The organism is Escherichia sp. E14S1 (assembly GCF_004211995.1).
Taxonomy (GTDB): Bacteria; Pseudomonadota; Gammaproteobacteria; order Enterobacterales; family Enterobacteriaceae; genus Escherichia.
Window position 1 is genome coordinate 1 of the sequence record NZ_RHJQ01000029.1, and the last position, 19,309, is coordinate 19,309.

The window sequence follows — 19,309 nt, forward strand, 5'->3', positions numbered from 1 at the left end:
GATGCTGGCGCATCTTATCCGACCTACGGATTGTGCAATTTGTTGGTTTTGTAGGCCGGATAAGGCGTTTACGCCGCATCCGGCAATCTGTTTTTATGCGGTAGCTTCATCCTCGGCTAACCGTATTTCGGCGTCGGCTACTATCGCCTCCAACTCACTCAACATCTCTTCATAGCCAAAACTTTTGGTAGCGCGGGTGGTTTCTTTCGCTGCAACGGACTTTACTGGCTGACGTTTCTTCGCCGATTTTTTACTCATCATCTTCTCCCTGTAAAAAAACTAGACAGGTAAATCTATCAGCAAAGCACGCAGCGGGGAATCAGCAACGAGTGTAATGTTAGCCTCGTCACGAATAAATGCGCCATCACCGCAGGTCAGCGCAGCTTTCTCTTCGTGATGCGTAATCGCATGAAATTGACCGTGGATCGATTGCAAATAAGCACGCGGACCGTGCAGTTGAAAGTTCGCGCTTTCTCCCTCGGCGAGCACAATATGATGCAGCCACACCTGCTGGCGCAGTTGCAGGCTACCTTTCGCGCCATCTGGCGAGGCGATTAATTGCTGCTTGTCCATATTCAGCGCCAGTTTTTGAATCAGCGGATTCTCCCGTTGCGGGCAGGCATCCAGCCAGAGCTGCATTCGCGTTAACGGTTTGTCCTTGCTGATATTATGTTCGCTATAACTCACGCCCGGCTGAGTAGAAAGCAATAAGGCTTCACCGGCGTGGGCCTGAACATGATTACCTTCGCTGTCCCGATACTCTGCTTCTCCGTCGAGAATCACATTCAAAATATCAACTTTTGGGTAGGTACGTGGCTGGAAGGCGGCTCCAGGGGCCAACACTTCCTGGTTAAGCACGCGCAGGGAGGCATAGCCTAACAATTTAGGGTCGAAGTAGTGTCCAAAGGAAAAAGTATACCGGGCCTGCAACCATCCGTAGTCTGCTTGTCCACACTGCCTGGCAGTTCGGGTAGTAATCATAATTCTTGACCTCTCTTTACTTCCTTTTATGGTAAGGGGCTGGACGCTACATTGTTAGCCAGATATTCTGCCCGGTATGTTCAAATTTCCTGAATGAGAACGAAATGGCCAAAGAAAGGGCACTAACGCTGGAAGCACTAAGGGTTATGGATGCGATCGATCGCCGTGGTAGTTTTGCGGCGGCGGCCGATGAGCTGGGACGCGTGCCTTCCGCGCTTAGCTACACCATGCAAAAACTGGAAGAAGAGCTCGATGTGGTGCTGTTTGACCGCTCGGGCCATCGCACCAAATTCACCAATGTCGGGCGGATGTTGTTGGAGCGAGGACGTGTTCTGCTGGAAGCCGCAGATAAACTGACCACCGATGCCGAAGCCCTCGCGCGTGGTTGGGAAACGCATCTCACCATCGTGACCGAGGCGCTGGTGCCCACGCCTGCCTTTTTCCCGTTGATCGACAAACTGGCGGCTAAAGCCAATACCCAACTGGCAATCATCACCGAAGTGCTGGCGGGGGCGTGGGAGCGGCTGGAACAGGGGCGAGCAGATATTGTAATCGCGCCGGATATGCATTTTCGTTCCTCGTCGGAGATCAACTCTCGTAAGCTTTACACCTTGATGAACGTCTACGTGGCAGCGCCTGATCACCCGATTCATCAGGAGCCGGAACCGCTTTCTGAAGTTACGCGCGTGAAATATCGCGGAATTGCAGTGGCAGATACTGCTCGTGAACGCCCGGTATTGACCGTACAGTTACTGGATAAACAACCGCGCCTGACGGTCAGCACCATTGAAGATAAACGTCAGGCATTGTTGGCAGGGCTTGGCGTCGCAACGATGCCGTACCCGATGGTAGAAAAAGATATCGCTGAAGGGCGGTTGCGTGTAGTTAGTCCGGAATCGACCAGCGAAATCGATATTATTATGGCCTGGCGTCGCGACAGTATGGGAGAAGCAAAATCCTGGTGTCTGCGGGAAATTCCAAAGTTGTTCGCTGGAAAATAATCTATAAAGCACCTTTCACAAGGTGCTTCTGACTGCTGACAAACGAAAAACTGCCTGATGCGCTACGCTTATCAGGCCTACGCAGTTACTGCAACATATTGATTTTTTTTGCGATTTTGTAGGCTGGATAAGGCGTTTTCGCCGCATCCGGCATAAACAAAGCGCACTTTGTCAACAATCTGAAGCACCTTTCACAAGGTGCTTAATTATTATTCCTGTTCCAGTTTTGGATTAGGTCCAAACCGGTTTTCGCCTGGTGTCCCCGGCTGGCAGTTAAAGATGATGATAATCAGCCAACCGATAAACGGAATTAAGAACAGTAGCACCCACCATGCTGAACGGTCGGTGTCATGCAGGCGACGGAACTGTACAGCCCACCACGGCAAAAATACCAGAATGCCGTAGATAGTCGTCAGGATGCCTTCGCCACCGGCACGTTGCCAGCCCAGCATTTTATCCAGCAGCCCCAGCACGAGCGTAAAGATGATGTTGACCAGAATAAACATCCAGTACTCTTTGCGCCGTGCACGTCCCCGGAAACCGACATAATTTTTTAGTACTTTCAGATACCAGTCCATTTTTGCCTCAATTTTGCTCAATCACTTGTTTTTAAAGCAGCAAATTAAGAATAGACATGAATGAATTTGCAGTAAATATTATCGCGATGAATTAATAAGGCGCTGTGAAGGATAAGGGCAAGCGCAAAATCGCCAGATGCGCTACGCTTATCTGGCTTGGGCGGGTTCTGCAATATATTGAATGTACAATGTTTTGTAGGTCAGATAAGGCGTTCCCGCCACATCCGACATGAACAACACGCACTTAGCCAACAACCAGAGGCACCACGAAGGGTGCCTTTGTTTAACCGAAGCGAACATCCCGCCCGTGCGGTTCATCGAGATCCTGCCACGGGCCAATCGAAATAATTCCTGTTGGGTTGATGGTCTTATGGCTGCGGAAGTAGTGATTACGGATATGGTCGAAATTGACGGTTTCAGCTATTCCCGGCATCTGATAGATATCGCGCAGGAAGCCATACAAATTCAGGTAATCGCTGATACGGTGCTTATCGCACTTGAAGTGGGTGACATACACCGGATCAAAACGAACCAGCGTGGTCCACAGGCGAATATCGGCTTCGGTTAACTGGTTACCCGTCAGGAAGCGATGCTGCCCTAATATCTGTTCCAGTCGCGCCAGCGATTCAAACACTTTCACCACCGCTTCGTCGTACGCTTCCTGGCTGGTGGCAAAACCAGCTTTATAGACGCCATTATTTACGGTGTCGTATATCCAGCCGTTAAGTTCGTCAATTTTAGTTTGCAGAGCAGGGGGGTAATAATCACCCGCTTTTGCGCCCAGTGCGTCAAACGCGGTATTGAACATGCGGATGATTTCCGCTGATTCGTTGCTGACAATGGTGTGATTTTTTTTGTCCCACAGCACGGGGACAGTAACTCGTCCGCTGTAGTGTGGATCAGCGTGGAGATAAAGCTGGTACAGGAATTCATGTTGATAGAGCGTATCGCCGGTTGCACCCGGGAAACTGTCATCAAAGGTCCAGCCGTTTTCCAGCATCAGCGGGTTCACCACGGATACGGAAATAAACGGTTCCAGTCCTTTGAGTTTACGCATGATCAGCGTGCGGTGCGCCCACGGGCAGGCGAGTGAGACATAGAGATGATAACGATCTTTCTCTGCGGCAAATCCACCTTTGCCAGTGGGGCCTGGTGCGCCATCGGCAGTGAGCCAGTTACGAAATGCGGAAGCTGAACGTTGAAATTTACCGCCAGTGGATTTGGTGTCGTACCAGGTGTCATGCCAGACGCCGTCAATCAGTTGACCCATTTTTCTCTCCTCCAATAGCAAAAACGAGGAGCGTTTCTCCTCGTTTGAGACTGATGGCAAACGCAAAACTGCCTGATGCGCTATGCTTATCAGGCCTACGAGGTTCTTGCAATATATTGAATTTGCATGTTTTTGTAGGCAGGATAAGGCGTTCACGCCGCATCCGGCATGAACAACGCGTACTTTGTCAACAATCTGAAACGAGGAGTTTCCCCCTCGTTTTTTATCGTTAAGTATAGCGCGTGCTTACCACTTTTTATTCAGCAGACGGTCGATGCTATACGCGCCCGGTCCGGTAATCGCCAGCAGCAGGAATCCGCCAGAAATTGTCAGGTTTTTCATGAACATCAGCGAGTTGACGCCTTCAGCAAAGTTGCTGTGAAATAAAAACGCCGTCAACAGTGTAAAGCCAGCGGTAAACAGCGCGGTGGTGCGAGTCAGGAAACCGAACAGGATTGCCAAACCGCCACCGAACTCAAGCAGGATCACCAGCGGCAGCATAAAGCCCGGGACGCCCATTGCTTCCATGTATTGTTGAGTACCTGCATAACCGGTAATTTTCCCCCAACCTGCGCTAATGAACAGAATCGGCATTAAAATACGCGCTACCAGTACACCAACATCTTCTAATTTTTTCATCATACTCTCCACTGCGCCACTCAGGCTGCTGATTGTTTTTTTGTGCAAGGGCGCGGTATTAGCGTCATTGCTGTCGATGGAGAGAAGCATAAACGTAGTGAATGGTGATTGTTAGCAAGGAAAACTGTCAAAAATTTTCAAAAAATTTGAGGGATAAGGCCGGAATAGTTCCGGCCAGAGAGGAATTTAACCGCGAAGCTGTTGCTGATTGAGGGTGGTTTTAACCAGACGCCACGCACTCCAGACGCCAAAACCGCGCCTGGCCCAGCGGACCAGCATATTCGGATGGCGAATCGTCCAGATAGCCATCACGCTGCTGCCGACCAGCGCCCAGGAACGCAGGCTCAACAGCATATTCCAACGACGATCGTAGGCGCCTGTCGCCTCCAGCCAGTCACGCCGACTGGCGGAAAGATCCAACCGTTGCTGCTGGATCTGACGAAGCAGCTGTGCCTTACGTTGTTCACGTTCGACTTTACCGCTCACGGGATTCCTCCTCGAGAAGTTGTCGATCGTTTGCCAGTTCGTGACGCGTATGGCGCAGCAAGGTGGATTTGCGCGACTTGCGTAATGTCCAGATACCGCCGATGAGTGCCAGAAGCAGCAACACCACAGTGGTGGCAATCATTGCATTCAGGCGATATTGCGGATCAACTGCCCAGATAATCAGCACCATCAGGCTCATAAGACCAAATGCAGCGAAAAGCATCGTCAGGCCGAGCATCAGTAAAAGCTGAAAGATATTGGCTTTTTCTTCTTCCAGCTCAACCACCGCCAGCCGCAGACGCGTCTCCACCATTTCGACCATGATGGTGACAATTCGCTGCCCGATTCCCAGAACGCTTTTACCGGGCCCTTGCGCGTGATGAGTGTCCGCCATAATTAACGACGCGACAGCAGAACGCCCAGCACCACGCCGATGGCTGCGCCAATACCAACTCCCGCCCACGGATTTTCACGCACATACTCATCGGCACGCGCCGCCGCTTCGCGGGTTTGTTTAGCAATCGCATCACCGGTTTCACCCAGACGATAGCGACTCTGCTTCAGTGCCTGTTCCGCTTTGCTACGAATCTTACTCAGCTCTTCTTTTGACTTTTCGCCAGAGGAGCTAAGCACCTCTTCCAGCGTATCGGACAGGGATTTCAACTCAGCACGCAGGTGTTCCGTAGTGTGTTCTTTCGACATAGTTTTCTCCAGGTGAGTAAGTATTAACTATTGGGGATTAGTAGTCGCGCGCTTCCAGCTTTTTCAGCTCTTCCTGCGCTTCTGCCAGTTTCCGTTCGCGTTTAGCAATCTTATCGGCATCGCCTTTTTGTTTCGCCTCGGCTAAATCATGCTTGCGTTCTGCCACTTCATCTTTCTGCTTCGCGATTTTCTTTTGATGATCGGCACGCAACTGGTTATCTGAACAATTCGCCCGCACTTCACTAAGGGCTTTGTTCAGGCCGTTGATACGATTCTGGTTTTGATGTTTTTCGGCATAGCTGATCTCCTTAAGGATATTTTGCTCCTTTTCCTGACAAAGGGTAGTGGCATAACTACTGACACTAAGAGCAAAAAGAGAAACAGCTAAAGCGATGCGGTATTTCATTCTTGAACCTTCCATTGTGACTCGGACCCATTACAGAGGAACGATTGTCCAGACAACGAGGCGGTGGTATTAACCACCGCCTTATTAATCATAGACAGTAACGGTGAAATCACCAAAGTGAGTGATATGTTTCGGATAACAGGAAGTTATCCGAAGCGATGAGAATTGTCTCGCAGCCGGGTCAGCCATTGCATGGCCTGATTATTATCGTCCTGCTGCGCAATGATGTAGCCATGAGGCAATGTTCTATCGAGGACCGCTTTGGCGGCGGCGCTTTGATCGCTGGAATCAAACGTAATCAACAGAGTGTCATTCTTAGGGGTGATGCTTTTGAAAGGAATTCCATGAGCGTCAAGGTGATGCCAGATGGAAAAACCGTCCGGCATCGTCGTCCCTTGATGAATGGCGCGGATCGCCAGCGTGGATTCTTGTTGACGAACCGCAGACCAGGCCAGCAGCAGCGTGCCAGCCAGCAATATAGCAGCGCCGAACCAGGCTAGCTGGCGAAGCGACATGCGAGGTATTTGCATCCTTTACCCCCGATTTCCATATTTCTTTTTCCATAACACAACCAGAGAACCTGCCAGGCCGAACACCAGCAGTACCACCGGGAGCAGCATCAGGCATGACATCAGCTGGTCCTCATACTTCAAAAATACCGGCGTCTTGCCGAGCATGTAACCTAAGGTTGTCAGAATCAACACCCACAGCAGGCCACTCATCCAGTTGAAGAACTGAAAGCGGGCGTTATTCAGCCCTGACAATCCGGCAATGGTCGGCAGTAATGTTCTGACAAATGCGATAAAGCGACCAATTAACAGCGCAGATAAACCGTGTTTATGAAAAAGATGGTGTGCGCGTTGGTGGTAGTGCGCAGGTAAATGGGATAGCCAGTTTTGTACGGTGCGGGTGTTTCCCAGCCATCGCCCCTGTATGTAGCTGACCCAGCAACCGAGGCTGGCCGCAACAGTGAGCAGCATAATAGTCTGCGGGTAACCCATTGCGCCTTTGGCAATCAATACACCGACCAACACCAGCAAGCTGTCGCCTGGTAAAAAGGCCGCTGGAAGCAAGCCGTTTTCGAGGAACAAAATCACAAACAAGACAAAATACAACATGCCAATCATCGACGGATTGGCCAGGGTTTCAAAATCCTGCGCCCACAGGGCTTGCAGCAATTGGGTCAAAAGTTCCATTCATTATTCCTGGTGAATCGGTTAACGCCACGCCGGTTTTAAATGATGCACACCCGTCAGGTTATTGCTGTTGTTGTATATATTGCGGGTCGAGACACCAATACGGCCTGAACTATTCCCTGTTAAAACGTGAGATAAGAAAACATTTAATAGCATAAATTCAAATTGAATCTAATTGTAACAAAGGTCAACGTTGTTCGTTATCAAAATTACATGTCCGTGGAGTCTGATTTTGCTGATTGCAGAGGAGGGTGGCGAGAGGATTTACACAGGCTGACACTTTATACTTTTCGCTTACTGATAAAGCGAACAGGCGCGTTGCTGCGCCTGTCAGAAATGGGAGTTTATTTGCTGCTGTTGGCCACAGTATCCAGATGAACGACTGGATTCTCGGCGAACAAATAGCGGTCGGCATTGAACTCGAAATCGTCACTGGTTTCGTTAAACAACATAATTTTGGTATTTTCCAGATGCTGCCACATTGCAAGTTTGGCGGCATGAGGATCTTTGCGTATCAACGCTTTGAGGATCTGATCGTGGTCATCACACCAGTTATCGACGGTACGGGAATCAATGTGCTCGTGCAGCTTTTTCCAGTACGGGTTATGGCTACGCTGGGTCCACATTTTCTCTACGATGGCAGCCAGTGCAGAGTTCTGCGTCGCTAATGCGACCTGAATATGAAACTGCAAATCCCACTCGGAATCACGGAAGCATTGTTCGCCGCGCGCCTGCTCCTGGATGGCCATCAGTTTCATGATGTCCTGTTTCGTTACCTGGGTTGCAGCAAACTCGGCAATATTGCTTTCGATAAGTTGACGTGCCTGGAGCAGTTCAAACGGACCGTAATTGGCAAATTCCATATTCGCGTCCGCCGCCTGCTGATGGCGAGGCTGGTTGGAAACCACATGAATTCCCGAGCCTTTGCGTACTTCTACATAGCCCTCGACTTCAAGCATGATGATGGCTTCACGAACCACGGTGCGGCTGACGTTTTTTTCATCAGAAATAAAACGTTCGGCGGGCAGTTTATCACCCACCAGATAGACGCCCTGCTCGATGCGTTCTTTCAGGTCAGCGGCGAGCTGTTGGTACAAACGGCGTGGTTCAGTGATTTCCATATGCGCTCCAGGCATGATACGGCAGACTATATTTGTTATACCACTTTTGCGAGCTTAGCTCTACTCGCAGTGGTGAAAAAGCCGCCTGAGAAGGCGGCTTTGAAGGGAAACTAAAACTTACATTTAGCGTTAATGTTGCGGTGCGGGGTCGTTATGTGATTCCTGCGCTACCTCAATTGCCGGTTTGTTCTGCAACACGGTCCAGATAACCAGCGCGCCCAGCAAGTCGAATACCGCCAGTACTGCGAACAGCGGGCTGAAGCCGATGGTGTCAGCCAGTGCACCCACAACCAGCGCAAACAGCGTACTTGCCAGCCACGCAGACATCCCAGTCAGACCGTTTGCCGTTGCCACTTCGTTACGACCAAACACGTCAGAAGAGAGGGTAATCAGCGCGCCAGACAGCGCCTGGTGAGCAAAACCACCGATACACAGCAGCATAATCGCGACATACGGGTTGGTGAACAGACCGATCATACCTGGGCCAATCATCAGTACCGCACCCAGTGTTACCACCATCTTACGGGAAACAATCAGGTTCACACCAAACCAACGCTGGAACAGTGGCGGCAGGTAACCACCGAGGATACAACCAAGGTCAGCAAACAGCATTGGCATCCAGGCGAACATCGCGATCTCTTTCAGGTTAAAGCCGTAAACTTTAAACATGAACAGCGGGATCCACGCGTTGAAAGTACCCCAGGCCGGTTCAGCCAGGAAGCGCGGTAATGCGATACCCCAGAACTGACGGTTACGCAGGATCTGAGCAACGGACATTTTCTTCGCCGCGCCAACCTGGTGCTGGGCCTCCTGACCATTAATAATGTAGTCACGTTCTTCATCGGTCAGATGTTTCTGGTCGCGTGGATGTTTATAGAAAATCAGCCATGCCATCGCCCAGATAAAGCTCAACGCACCGGAGATAATAAATGCCATCTGCCAGCTGTGCATGACGATTGCCCATACCACCAGCGGCGGCGCAATCATCGCACCAATTGAGGAACCAACGTTAAAGTAACCTACTGCGATGGAGCGTTCTTTCGCCGGGAACCATTCAGAACTGGCTTTCAGACCTGCAGGGATCATCGCTGCTTCTGCCGCACCTACCGCACCACGGGCAATCGCCAGACCGCCCCAGCTACCAGCCAGTGCGGTTGCGCCACAGAATACCGCCCACAGCACGGCAAACATTGCGTAACCGATTTTCGTCCCCAGAACATCCAGTACATAACCCGCTACAGGTTGCATGACCGTATATGCAGCAGAATAGGCTGCGATGATGTAGGAATACTGTTGGGTGGAGATGTTTAACTCTTCCATCAGAGTTGGTGCAGCTGCCGCCACAGTGTTACGCGTCAGGTAACCGAGCACGGTGCCGAGCGTCACCAATGCGATCATGTACCAACGTAACCCTTTAATTTTACGCATGTAAAACCTCATCGTTTTGTTATATCCGCAATAAGCGCGGTCATCATCCTGCCTGGGCAGAGGATGTTAGTTACGACCGGATGACCGAAAAAAAAACCGGTACACCCCGAACGCTGCCATGAAAGTTTCGTGCTAATTCGGCTTCCGTACCGGTCAACCCAATTCATCTAACAAATGAATGAATCGGCAATTTGCATTCCGTCGACTTATGATTCGCGACGGCAGAAAGATAACTTGTCATACAACTTTAAAAGGTGAGAGCCATCACAAATGTGGGAATATTTGTAGGGGCATTACTGGATGAGAGCGAAGCCAGAACTGGCGCGGCTTGCAGAGGGATTTACCACTTTGAGAGTAATTTTTTTAACTACGTTTATTGATCTAACTCACGAAAATATCTTCGGGCTCTGGAAATTGGTGTGATAACTTTGTCAGCATCGCACCCTAAGCAAGCTAGCTCACTCGTTGAGAGGAAGACGATAATGACTCCGTTTATGACTGAAGATTTCCTGTTAGATACTGAATTTGCCCGCCGTCTGTATCACGACTACGCAAAAGACCAGCCGATTTTCGACTACCACTGCCATTTACCGCCGCAGCAAATCGCAGAAGACTATCGCTTTAAGAATCTGTATGACATCTGGCTGAAAGGCGACCACTACAAATGGCGTGCAATGCGTACCAATGGTGTTGCTGAGCGCCTGTGTACTGGTGATGCATCTGACCGTGAGAAGTTTGATGCCTGGGCGGCGACCGTTCCGCACACGATCGGTAACCCGTTATACCACTGGACGCACCTCGAACTGCGTCGTCCGTTTGGCATCACTGGCAAACTGCTGTCTCCGTCTACTGCAGATGAAATCTGGAACGAATGTAACGAACTGCTGGCGCAGGACAAATTCTCCGCGCGCGGCATCATGCAGCAGATGAACGTGAAAATGGTCGGCACCACCGACGACCCGATCGACTCTCTGGAACATCACGCAGAGATCGCCAAAGACGGCTCTTTCAACATCAAAGTGCTGCCGAGCTGGCGTCCGGATAAAGCCTTCAACATTGAACAGGCGACCTTTAACGACTACATGGCGAAGCTGGGCGAAGTTTCCGATACCGACATTCGCCGCTTTGCAGACCTGCAAACTGCTCTGACCAAACGTCTGGATCACTTCGCCGCTCACGGTTGTAAAGTGTCTGACCACGCGCTGGACGTGGTGATGTTTGCCGAAGCGAACGAAGCGGAACTGGATAGCATCCTGGCACGTCGTCTGGCAGGCGAAACCCTGAGTGAGCATGAAGTCGCACAGTTCAAAACTGCGGTGCTGGTATTCCTGGGCGCCGAATACGCACGTCGCGGCTGGGTACAGCAGTACCACATTGGCGCGCTGCGTAATAATAACCTGCGTCAGTTCAAACTGCTGGGGCCGGATGTTGGCTTTGACTCCATCAACGACCGTCCGATGGCGGAAGAACTGTCTAAGCTGCTGAGCAAACAGAACGAAGAAAACCTGCTGCCGAAAACCATTCTCTACTGCCTGAATCCGCGCGATAACGAAGTGCTGGGCACCATGATCGGTAACTTCCAGGGCGAAGGTATGCCAGGCAAAATGCAGTTCGGTTCTGGCTGGTGGTTTAACGATCAGAAAGACGGTATGGAACGTCAGATGACTCAACTGGCACAGCTCGGTCTGCTGAGCCGTTTTGTTGGGATGCTGACTGACAGCCGTAGCTTCCTGTCGTACACCCGTCACGAATACTTCCGCCGCATTCTGTGCCAGATGATTGGCCGCTGGGTGGAAGCGGGCGAAGCACCGGCGGACATCAACCTGCTGGGCGAGATGGTGAGAAATATTTGCTTTAACAATGCGCGTGACTACTTCGCCATTGAACTGAACTAAGGTCTGGGGTTGATATGCAATACATCAAGATCCATGCGCTGGATAACGTCGCGGTCGCGTTAGTGGATTTGGCGGAAGGCACTGAAATCAGTGTCGATAACCAGACCGTAACGCTGCGCCAGGATGTTGCTCGTGGACATAAATTTGCGTTAACAGATATCGAAAAAGGGGCCAACGTCATTAAATATGGCCTACCGATTGGTTATGCATTGGCGGATATTGCGGCGGGGGAACACGTTCACGCCCACAATACGCGCACGAATCTGAGCGATCTGGATCAGTATCGCTATCAACCTGATTTTCAGGATCTGCCTGCGCAAGCGGCAGATCGTGAAGTGCAGATCTATCGTCGCGCTAACGGTGATGTCGGGGTGCGTAACGAGTTGTGGATCCTGCCGACCGTGGGCTGCGTTAACGGCATCGCGCGACAGATCCAGAACCGTTTTTTGAAAGAGACGAACAACGCTGAAGGTACTGACGGTGTGTTCCTCTTCAGCCACACCTATGGCTGCTCGCAGCTGGGCGACGATCACATTAATACCCGCACCATGCTGCAAAACATGGTGCGTCATCCGAACGCAGGCGCCGTGTTGGTCATTGGTCTGGGCTGTGAAAACAACCAGGTTGATGCTTTCCGTGAAACGCTGGGCGATATCGATCCTGAACGCGTTCATTTCATGATCTGCCAACAGCAGGATGATGAGATTGAAGCCGGGATCGAGCATTTGCATCAGCTGTATAACGTCATGCGCAATGACAAGCGCGAGCCGGGTAAACTCAGCGAACTGAAGTTTGGTCTGGAGTGCGGCGGTTCTGACGGCCTTTCCGGTATTACTGCTAACCCAATGCTGGGGCGTTTCTCTGATTACGTCATCGCTAACGGCGGCACTACCGTGCTGACCGAAGTACCGGAGATGTTCGGTGCAGAGCAGTTACTGATGGACCATTGTCGCGATGAAGCGACGTTTGAAAAACTGGTCACTATGGTCAACGACTTCAAACAGTACTTTATTGCCCATGACCAGCCGATCTACGAAAACCCATCGCCGGGGAACAAAGCGGGTGGTATCACCACGCTGGAAGATAAATCACTCGGCTGTACGCAGAAAGCAGGCTCCAGCCAGGTGGTAGACGTGCTGCGCTACGGCGAACGTTTGAAAACACCAGGGCTGAACCTGTTAAGTGCACCGGGTAACGATGCCGTAGCGACCAGCGCCCTGGCGGGTGCGGGCTGCCACATGGTGCTGTTTAGTACCGGTCGCGGCACGCCGTACGGCGGATTTGTACCGACGGTGAAAATCGCTACCAACAGCGAACTGGCAGCGAAGAAAAAACACTGGATCGACTTTGACGCGGGTCAGCTGATCCACGGTAAAGCGATGCCGCAGTTGCTGGAAGAATTTATCGATACCATCGTTGAGTTTGCCAACGGTAAGCAAACCTGCAACGAGCGTAACGACTTCCGCGAACTGGCGATCTTTAAAAGCGGCGTAACGCTGTAAAGTCGAAATAAGTTGTGAATAAAAAACGGCGTTTCATAATATGAAGCGTCGTTTAAGATTGTTGATAAACGCATAATTGCCTGATGCGCTTCGCAATATAGTAAAGTTGCACGATCTTGTAGGCCGGATAAGGCGTTTACGCCGCATCCGGCAAGAAATGAGATGCACTTTGTCAGCAATCTGAAGCGGCGTTTCTAACTCGAAGCGCCGTTTGCTTTTCCATACCTGCTAAGGATTTATCATGACCGCGTATTGGCTGGCCCAGGGCGTGGGTGTCATCGCCTTTCTGATTGGTATTACAACATTCTTCAACCGCGATGAACGTCGCTTCAAAATTCAGCTTTCCATCTATAGCGTATTTATTGGCATACATTTTTTCCTGATGGGTGTCTTCCCGGCGGGGGCCAGCTCAATCCTCAATGCTATCCGTACGTTAATTACTCTGCGTACCCGTAGTTTATGGATAATGGCGATCTTCATCGTGCTGACGGGAGGAGTTGGTCTGGCGAAGTTCCATCATCCGATGGAGCTGCTGCCAGTCATTGGCACGATTGTCAGTACCTGGGCGCTATTTCGCTTTAAAGGACTGACCATGCGCTGCGTGATGTGGTTTTCTACTTGTTGCTGGTTAACTCACAACATTTGGGCCGGGTCGATTGGTGGCACGATGATTGAGGGTAGTTTTCTGCTAATGAATGGCCTGAACATCATTCGTTTCTGGCGTATGCAGAGAAGGGGAATTGATCCGTTTAAAGTGGAGAAAACCCCTTCCGCCGTAGACGAAAGGGGCTAAGCATTAGTTTCGCAGGGCGCTATTTGCCAGACGTGCATCTTCCGCCTGGCAAGCCGCTGCGGTGAACAGCACGTCAGTTGAAGAGTTCAGCGCGGTTTCGCAGGAGTCCTGCAACACGCCGATGATAAAGCCGACGGCAACCACCTGCATGGCGATATCGTTCGGAATACCGAACATATTACAGGCCAGCGGGATCAGCAGCAGAGAACCACCTGCCACGCCTGATGCACCACAGGCACAAAGTGATGCAACTACGCTCAACAGCAGCGCCGTGGGCAGATCCACCGGAATACCCAGCGTATGGACCGCAGCCAGCGTCAACACGGTAATGGTAATGGCTGCGCCTGCCATATTGATCGTCGCCCCTAGCGGAATAGAAACGGAATAGGTATCGCGGTCCAGATTTAGCTTTTCACACAACGCCATGTTTACCGGAATATTCGCCGCCGAGCTACGGGTGAAGAAGGCGTATACACCGCTTTCGCGCAGGCACAGCAGCACCAGCGGGAATGGGTTACGACGAATTTTCCACCATACCAGCAGCGGGTTAACCACCAGCGCCACCAGCAACATACAGCCAACCAGCACCACCAGCAGTTGCGCATAGCCCCACAGGGTGGAGAAACCGGTGGTTGCCAGCGTTGAAGCTACCAGACCAAAAATACCGATTGGTGCGAAACGAATCACCAGTTTCACCATAAAGGTAACGGCATTCGACATATCGTTGACCAGGTTTTTGGTGGTTTCGTTACCGTGACGCAGAGCGAAACCAAGGCCAATGGCCCACACCAGAATCCCGATGTAGTTACCTTTCAACAGGGCGTCGATGGGGTTGGAAACCATGCTCAACACCAGCCCTCGCATCACTTCCACAATGCCTGACGGCGGGGAAATATCGCTCGCGCTACTGGACAAATGCAGGGTCGAAGGGAAGGCGAAGCTGAAGACAACTGCAGCCAGCGCGGCAGAGAAAGTACCCAGCAGATAGAGGAACAGAATAGGGCGGATATTGGTTTTCTGCCCGTGCTGGTGGTTAGCGATGGAAGCCATTACCAGCATCAGCACCAGAATTGGCGCTACAGCTTTCAATGCACCGACGAACAAAGTGCCTAACAGACCGACAGCTTCAGCGGCCGGTTTTGAGATCCATGCCAGGAGAATCCCCAGAACAAGGCCGACCAGGATTTGTTTTACCAGGCTGCCCTGAGCCAGACGCCGGAATAGCCCCGGTGAACGTTGCGTAGTCATTTTTCGATCCTTTCGTTGTGTTGTCGCACATCCCTGGTGCGTTCTGTCGACGCATCTTTCAGGATGTAACAAAGTGTTTGCCAAGTCGAGTATAAGGAAAGTTACAGCTTCGGGAAGCGAAAAATGCTGGATTTTAAAGAGAGGTCATGTTTTGCAACTTAATGGTTACATTTATTTGACATAAGCAGAGGGAAGGACTGGCTACTAAGGCTGATTAGATGACATATGGGCAAAACAATTTGGAATATGAGAACGGTTGCGCTCCTTTAATGTGCAATGCCATATAAAGTCACTGGCGCGGGGAGCGCGCAGGGGGCGGCCAATCGCTACCGCCCCCTGCACCAGTGCGGTCTTTTTGTAAAGAGCTATAAGCCGATTATATAATTAGTAGCTCATCTTTGTCTGGAATGAGTTATCTCCAGTAATGGCTTAATATACAGCGAATCATTCTCCCCGCTGCTTATCATGCCGATAATTCACCCACGCGTTGATAATAAACGTCATCACCAGAATGCCAAACACCACGCCCAGCGAAACGGCGATCGGAATATGGTAGAAGTCGACAATCAGCATCTTGATACCGATAAACACCAGAATCACTGCCAGACCATATTTGAGCATCGAGAAACGCTCTGCTACGCCCGCCAGCAGGAAATACATCGCACGCAGGCCGAGGATCGCAAACAAGTTCGAGGTCAGCACAATAAACGGGTCGGTAGTCACGGCGAAGATAGCCGGAATGCTATCCACGGCGAAAATCACGTCGCTCAACTCCACCAGAATCAGCACCAGCATCAGCGGCGTGGCATACAACAAGCCATTCTTACGCACAAAGAAATGCTCGTTGTCGATGGTGTCAGTCATACGCAAATGACCACGCAGCCAGCGCACCAACGGCTTGTCGCCAATCCCTGATTCATCTTCATGGGCGAGCGCCATCTTCACGCCAGTAAACAGCAGGAAGGCGCCGAAGATATACAGGATCCAGTCGAACTGAGAAATCAGCCAACTACCGGTGAAGATCATGATGGTACGCAGAACAATCGCCCCGAGCACGCCATATACCAGCACGCGGCGTTGTAATGCCGCCGGAACAGAGAAATAGCTGAACAACATCAGCCAGACAAAGACGTTATCAACCGCCAGCGATTTCTCAATCAGATAACCGGTGAGGAAGGCCAGTGCCTGCGGGTCCGCGACTTCGCGCCCCTGCGTCTGGACTAAATACCACCAGAAAGCGGCGTTAAACAGTAACGAAAGGGTCACCCACACCAGCGACCAGGCCGCAGCCTGTTTCATGGTCATGGCATGCGCGCCACGACGCCCCTGCAGTAACAGGTCGATAGCCAGCATAATGGCGACAACAACAGCGAATCCGCCCCATAGCAACGGCGTGCCGACAGTATTCATAGAAGTTCCTTACACATAAAAAAACGGCCAACGTCGGAAGACGTCAGCCGCTGCTTTTTATGCATAGACCTCGCCTTCCGGCAAGGTCTCACTTACAACAAAAAAGGAATACGTCTGCGTATTCCTTTCGGGTTGCCCGGTGACCGGATGTGTTTTTTCACACATCGTAATGACGATCGACCGGCAATGAAGTTACTCCCCTTTGCAGGTAACAAAGTATGACAGACCATTCATCCAGTCAATGGTCTGTTACATGCCTTTTACACTGCTTTACGGTAACCATTATTGTTTTACGCTATCTGCCGGAAAAATCACCCCAGTCTGGCGGCGGATCTCGGTCAGCAGTTTGGCAGTGATGCGACTAACCGCCAGCCCCGGATGATTAATCAGATGCTCATCCACCAGTTCAGCAAACAGTTCTGCTTCGTAGAGCATGGTATTAATATGCTGTGGCTGAGTGAGATCCTGCATCTGGCTGCCGCGCGGCACAAAGCAGACTTTCTGGCATTCAGAGAGTTTTTCAATCACCAGCGATCCCGCTTCGCCCTGAATCTCGCTCGCCAGGACAGAATCACTGACTTTTGAGTGCTGCAACGTAACGCTGAAATCACCGTAATCCATCACCACCACGCCGTGGGCATCCACGCCACTTGCCAGCAAACTGGCGGTTGCCTGCACGCTTTTCGGTTCACCAAATAACGCCACCGCCGACGCCAGGCAGTAAAAGCCGATATCCATAATTGAACCGTTAGAGAATGCCGGATTAAAGGTGTTGGGATTCTCACCATCCAGGTAACGTTGATAACGCGAGGAATACTGGCAGTAGTTGAAAAAGACTTTCCGCAGTTTGCCGACTTTTGGCAGCGCCTGGCGTAACAGATGAAAGTTAGGCAGGCAGGCCGTTTTAAATGCTTCAAACAGCACCACCTGATTTTCCCGCGCACAGGCAATGGCGGCATCCACTTCCGCCAGATTCGACGCCAGCGGTTTCTCGCAAATCACATGAATTTTGTGGCTAAGGAAAAGCTGCGTCTGGGCAAAATGCAGGGCATTCGGGCTGGCAATATACACCGCGTCAATGGCATCGCTTTCCGCCATCGCTTCCAGCGACGTAAACAGATGCTCGACAGAAAACTCATTGGCGAAGTGCTGGGCCTGTTCAAGGCTGCGGGAATAGACGGCGGTTAACTTATATTTACCGCTCTCATGTGCGGCCTCCACGAACTGGTGAGTGATCCAGTTCGTACCAATCACAGCGAAACGTATCATAACGCGTGGATACTCCATAAAGGGATTCTGCCGTCAATGTAGCACGCCTTTTTCATCTTCGACGTGCGCGGATACGCATTATTTCTGCGCCGGACAACCATGCTCACTAAACGGACCAATCATGACCGACGGCCCGAGATATTTTGGCTGACGATGGAGGATTTTTGCGTCTATCACCGCTCTAACCCTGGCGAGTTTCTCCCGCAGCTGAGTATACAAACCGTGCTTCATATTCAGGTCTGGCGCGTTAAACCCGATAGCATCGATACCGTACTGTTTTGCCAGCCAGATGGCGCGTTGGTTATGAAATTCCTGCGAGATAATGGTGATATGGTTCTCCCCAAACACTTTATTGGCACGTACCACTGAATCAAGCGTTGAGAATCCGGCATAGTCACAGAAGATCACTTTTGCCGGTACGCCCTTAGCGATCAAAGCCTGCTGCATGCCTGACGCTTCATCGTAATTTTTACGTCCGTTGTCGCCACTGACCAGCAACCATTTCACTTTTCCTGCGTGGTACAACTCTGCGGCGGTATCAATACGTCGGGTAAAGTAGCGATTACCTGGCCTTGCTCCCAACAATAAACCCACGTTACGTGCCGGAATAGCGTTGACGTCACTCCAGGTGAGTTGTTGGCTGGCGTTGACCATTGCCCGATCGGCGATAAAAATCGTCGCGCCTGCCACAAGCAACAGAAAACAGGCAATTTTGAGAGTCCGGCGAGAAAAACAAATGCGGCGAAGAAGGCGAGCGAATGCGCGCAGCATGGTCGTTATCCTTAACGATAGAGGGGAGGTCGATTTTAGGCGCTAAAGGAGGAAAAGATAGCGCCTGAGATCATTTTCAGATTTTGTCTTGTCCCAGTGACAGTTGCGTCAGCCACAGGCGAGTGTCGAACTCAAGCTGGTGGTACTGCGGTTCCATATGGCAGCACAACTGGTAAAACGCTTTGTTGTGCTCTTTCTCCTTCAGATGCGCCAGCTCGTGCACCACAATCATGCGCAAAAACGGTTCTGGCGCGTTGCGAAACACGGTGGCGACGCGGATCTCCGCCTTCGCTTTCAGCTTGCCGCCCTGCACACGTGAAACAGCGGTATGTAACCCGAGCGCGTTTTTCAGCACGTGGATCTTATTGTCATACATCACTTTATTGATCGGCGGGGCATTGCGCAGAAACTGATGTTTTAGATCCTGGGTATATTGCCAGAGGGCTTTATCGGTGGCGTAGTCGTGCGTTCCCGGATAGCGTTTTGCCAGCACATCGCCCAGACGCTGTTCATTAATCAGCGTGCGCACCTGGGAAAGCAGCTGCTCGGGATAACCCTGAAGATAAGTAAGATTGCTCATAACCGCCCACGAAAAAGAGAAAAAGGGTATACT

At 51.1% G+C, this 19,309-nt stretch carries 22 protein-coding genes; 4 read left to right on the forward strand and 18 right to left on the reverse strand.

Annotation, left to right across the window (positions count from 1 at the left end):
* Positions 1-93: 93 nt before the first annotated feature.
* Positions 94-258 (reverse strand): protein YhaL, encoded by a 165-nt coding sequence (gene yhaL, locus D9734_RS21315; RefSeq protein ID WP_130210466.1) that lies wholly within the window; start codon positions 256-258, stop codon positions 94-96.
* A gap of 21 nt (positions 259-279) precedes the next feature.
* Positions 280-981, reverse strand: coding sequence for a pirin family protein (locus D9734_RS21320; RefSeq protein ID WP_130210374.1), 702 nt, complete (start codon positions 979-981; stop codon positions 280-282).
* A 104-nt stretch (positions 982-1,085) separates the two neighbouring features.
* Between D9734_RS21320 and yhaJ the strand changes: the two genes are divergently transcribed.
* Complete coding sequence (yhaJ, locus tag D9734_RS21325) at positions 1,086-1,982, forward strand: DNA-binding transcriptional regulator YhaJ (protein WP_001041008.1); 897 nt, start codon at positions 1,086-1,088, stop codon at positions 1,980-1,982.
* A gap of 209 nt (positions 1,983-2,191) precedes the next feature.
* Here the strand turns inward: yhaJ and D9734_RS21330 are convergent, their stop codons facing one another.
* From D9734_RS21330 to exuT, 11 genes are all read right to left on the reverse strand, one after another.
* On the reverse strand, positions 2,192-2,560 hold the full coding sequence (locus D9734_RS21330; RefSeq protein WP_130210376.1) for a DUF805 domain-containing protein: 369 nt from the start codon (positions 2,558-2,560) through the stop codon (positions 2,192-2,194).
* A 283-nt stretch (positions 2,561-2,843) separates the two neighbouring features.
* Complete coding sequence (gene yqjG / locus D9734_RS21335) at positions 2,844-3,830, reverse strand: glutathionyl-hydroquinone reductase YqjG (RefSeq protein WP_130210378.1); 987 nt, start codon at positions 3,828-3,830, stop codon at positions 2,844-2,846.
* A gap of 246 nt (positions 3,831-4,076) precedes the next feature.
* Complete coding sequence (locus D9734_RS21340; protein ID WP_063100739.1) at positions 4,077-4,469, reverse strand: DoxX family protein; 393 nt, start codon at positions 4,467-4,469, stop codon at positions 4,077-4,079.
* 186 nt (positions 4,470-4,655) lie between these two features.
* Positions 4,656-4,955 carry a YqjK-like family protein gene (locus D9734_RS21345; RefSeq protein WP_130210382.1) on the reverse strand — a complete coding sequence of 100 codons (300 nt, stop codon included), beginning with the start codon at positions 4,953-4,955 and terminating at the stop codon, positions 4,656-4,658.
* On the reverse strand, positions 4,945-5,349 hold the full coding sequence (locus D9734_RS21350) for a phage holin family protein (RefSeq protein ID WP_130210384.1): 405 nt from the start codon (positions 5,347-5,349) through the stop codon (positions 4,945-4,947). Before D9734_RS21350 ends, D9734_RS21345 begins: the two co-directional genes overlap by 11 nt.
* Before the next feature lie 2 nt (positions 5,350-5,351).
* Positions 5,352-5,657 (reverse strand): YqjD family protein, encoded by a 306-nt coding sequence (locus tag D9734_RS21355; RefSeq protein ID WP_130210386.1) that lies wholly within the window; start codon positions 5,655-5,657, stop codon positions 5,352-5,354.
* Between the two features lie 37 nt (positions 5,658-5,694).
* Positions 5,695-6,063, reverse strand: coding sequence for a DUF1090 family protein YqjC (gene yqjC / locus D9734_RS21360; RefSeq protein WP_130210388.1), 369 nt, complete (start codon positions 6,061-6,063; stop codon positions 5,695-5,697).
* Between the two features lie 146 nt (positions 6,064-6,209).
* Positions 6,210-6,593 carry an EnvZ/OmpR regulon moderator MzrA gene (mzrA, locus tag D9734_RS21365; RefSeq protein WP_130210390.1) on the reverse strand — a complete coding sequence of 128 codons (384 nt, stop codon included), beginning with the start codon at positions 6,591-6,593 and terminating at the stop codon, positions 6,210-6,212.
* Positions 6,594-6,596: 3 nt separating this feature from the next.
* Positions 6,597-7,259, reverse strand: a complete 663-nt coding sequence (gene yqjA / locus D9734_RS21370) for a DedA family general envelope maintenance protein YqjA (protein ID WP_064529586.1) — start codon at positions 7,257-7,259, stop codon at positions 6,597-6,599.
* Between the two features lie 344 nt (positions 7,260-7,603).
* The gene (exuR, locus tag D9734_RS21375; protein WP_064529587.1) at positions 7,604-8,380 is read right to left on the reverse strand and encodes a transcriptional regulator ExuR; all 777 of its coding nucleotides are present in this window, start codon (positions 8,378-8,380) and stop codon (positions 7,604-7,606) included.
* A 129-nt stretch (positions 8,381-8,509) separates the two neighbouring features.
* Entirely contained in the window at positions 8,510-9,808 is a 1,299-nt protein-coding gene (gene exuT / locus D9734_RS21380; protein ID WP_130210392.1) for a hexuronate transporter ExuT, read from the reverse strand.
* 482 nt (positions 9,809-10,290) lie between these two features.
* Between exuT and uxaC the strand changes: the two genes are divergently transcribed.
* The 3 genes from uxaC to D9734_RS21395 all read left to right on the forward strand — a co-directional run bounded on the left by uxaC (position 10,291) and on the right by D9734_RS21395 (position 13,998).
* Entirely contained in the window at positions 10,291-11,703 is a 1,413-nt protein-coding gene (gene uxaC, locus D9734_RS21385) for a glucuronate isomerase (protein ID WP_130210394.1), read from the forward strand.
* A gap of 14 nt (positions 11,704-11,717) precedes the next feature.
* On the forward strand, positions 11,718-13,205 hold the full coding sequence (uxaA, locus tag D9734_RS21390) for an altronate dehydratase (RefSeq protein ID WP_130210396.1): 1,488 nt from the start codon (positions 11,718-11,720) through the stop codon (positions 13,203-13,205).
* Between the two features lie 241 nt (positions 13,206-13,446).
* Positions 13,447-13,998 (forward strand): YgjV family protein, encoded by a 552-nt coding sequence (locus tag D9734_RS21395; protein ID WP_130210398.1) that lies wholly within the window; start codon positions 13,447-13,449, stop codon positions 13,996-13,998.
* 3 nt (positions 13,999-14,001) lie between these two features.
* Here D9734_RS21395 and sstT read toward each other — a convergent pair whose 3' ends face one another.
* The 5 genes from sstT to D9734_RS21420 form a co-directional block, all read right to left on the reverse strand.
* Positions 14,002-15,246 carry a serine/threonine transporter SstT gene (gene sstT / locus D9734_RS21400; RefSeq protein WP_130210400.1) on the reverse strand — a complete coding sequence of 415 codons (1,245 nt, stop codon included), beginning with the start codon at positions 15,244-15,246 and terminating at the stop codon, positions 14,002-14,004.
* A gap of 444 nt (positions 15,247-15,690) precedes the next feature.
* The gene (gene alx / locus D9734_RS21405) at positions 15,691-16,656 is read right to left on the reverse strand and encodes a TerC family membrane protein Alx (RefSeq protein WP_001098819.1); all 966 of its coding nucleotides are present in this window, start codon (positions 16,654-16,656) and stop codon (positions 15,691-15,693) included.
* Positions 16,657-16,938: 282 nt separating this feature from the next.
* Positions 16,939-17,925 (reverse strand): Gfo/Idh/MocA family oxidoreductase, encoded by a 987-nt coding sequence (locus tag D9734_RS21410; protein ID WP_130210402.1) that lies wholly within the window; start codon positions 17,923-17,925, stop codon positions 16,939-16,941.
* Between the two features lie 78 nt (positions 17,926-18,003).
* Positions 18,004-18,696 carry a vancomycin high temperature exclusion protein gene (locus D9734_RS21415; RefSeq protein WP_130210404.1) on the reverse strand — a complete coding sequence of 231 codons (693 nt, stop codon included), beginning with the start codon at positions 18,694-18,696 and terminating at the stop codon, positions 18,004-18,006.
* Between the two features lie 76 nt (positions 18,697-18,772).
* Positions 18,773-19,276: a M48 family metallopeptidase gene (locus tag D9734_RS21420; RefSeq protein WP_130210406.1), complete on the reverse strand. Its 504-nt coding sequence runs from the start codon at positions 19,274-19,276 to the stop codon at positions 18,773-18,775.
* Positions 19,277-19,309: the final 33 nt, after the last annotated feature.

What these genes read in the sequence shown, in the direction of transcription:
- yhaL (WP_130210466.1), bottom strand. Translation starts at nt 258, where the DNA reads ATGAGTAAAAAATCGGCGAAGAAACGTCAGCCAGTAAAGTCCGTTGCA.
- D9734_RS21320 (WP_130210374.1), bottom strand. Translation starts at nt 981, where the DNA reads ATGATTACTACCCGAACTGCCAGGCAGTGTGGACAAGCAGACTACGGA.
- yhaJ (WP_001041008.1), top strand. Translation starts at nt 1,086, where the DNA reads ATGGCCAAAGAAAGGGCACTAACGCTGGAAGCACTAAGGGTTATGGAT.
- D9734_RS21330 (WP_130210376.1), bottom strand. Translation starts at nt 2,560, where the DNA reads ATGGACTGGTATCTGAAAGTACTAAAAAATTATGTCGGTTTCCGGGGA.
- yqjG (WP_130210378.1), bottom strand. Translation starts at nt 3,830, where the DNA reads ATGGGTCAACTGATTGACGGCGTCTGGCATGACACCTGGTACGACACC.
- D9734_RS21340 (WP_063100739.1), bottom strand. Translation starts at nt 4,469, where the DNA reads ATGAAAAAATTAGAAGATGTTGGTGTACTGGTAGCGCGTATTTTAATG.
- D9734_RS21350 (WP_130210384.1), bottom strand. Translation starts at nt 5,349, where the DNA reads ATGGCGGACACTCATCACGCGCAAGGGCCCGGTAAAAGCGTTCTGGGA.
- D9734_RS21355 (WP_130210386.1), bottom strand. Translation starts at nt 5,657, where the DNA reads ATGTCGAAAGAACACACTACGGAACACCTGCGTGCTGAGTTGAAATCC.
- yqjC (WP_130210388.1), bottom strand. Translation starts at nt 6,063, where the DNA reads ATGAAATACCGCATCGCTTTAGCTGTTTCTCTTTTTGCTCTTAGTGTC.
- mzrA (WP_130210390.1), bottom strand. Translation starts at nt 6,593, where the DNA reads ATGCAAATACCTCGCATGTCGCTTCGCCAGCTAGCCTGGTTCGGCGCT.
- yqjA (WP_064529586.1), bottom strand. Translation starts at nt 7,259, where the DNA reads ATGGAACTTTTGACCCAATTGCTGCAAGCCCTGTGGGCGCAGGATTTT.
- exuR (WP_064529587.1), bottom strand. Translation starts at nt 8,380, where the DNA reads ATGGAAATCACTGAACCACGCCGTTTGTACCAACAGCTCGCCGCTGAC.
- exuT (WP_130210392.1), bottom strand. Translation starts at nt 9,808, where the DNA reads ATGCGTAAAATTAAAGGGTTACGTTGGTACATGATCGCATTGGTGACG.
- uxaC (WP_130210394.1), top strand. Translation starts at nt 10,291, where the DNA reads ATGACTCCGTTTATGACTGAAGATTTCCTGTTAGATACTGAATTTGCC.
- uxaA (WP_130210396.1), top strand. Translation starts at nt 11,718, where the DNA reads ATGCAATACATCAAGATCCATGCGCTGGATAACGTCGCGGTCGCGTTA.
- D9734_RS21395 (WP_130210398.1), top strand. Translation starts at nt 13,447, where the DNA reads ATGACCGCGTATTGGCTGGCCCAGGGCGTGGGTGTCATCGCCTTTCTG.
- sstT (WP_130210400.1), bottom strand. Translation starts at nt 15,246, where the DNA reads ATGACTACGCAACGTTCACCGGGGCTATTCCGGCGTCTGGCTCAGGGC.
- alx (WP_001098819.1), bottom strand. Translation starts at nt 16,656, where the DNA reads ATGAATACTGTCGGCACGCCGTTGCTATGGGGCGGATTCGCTGTTGTT.
- D9734_RS21410 (WP_130210402.1), bottom strand. Translation starts at nt 17,925, where the DNA reads ATGATACGTTTCGCTGTGATTGGTACGAACTGGATCACTCACCAGTTC.
- D9734_RS21415 (WP_130210404.1), bottom strand. Translation starts at nt 18,696, where the DNA reads ATGCTGCGCGCATTCGCTCGCCTTCTTCGCCGCATTTGTTTTTCTCGC.
- D9734_RS21420 (WP_130210406.1), bottom strand. Translation starts at nt 19,276, where the DNA reads ATGAGCAATCTTACTTATCTTCAGGGTTATCCCGAGCAGCTGCTTTCC.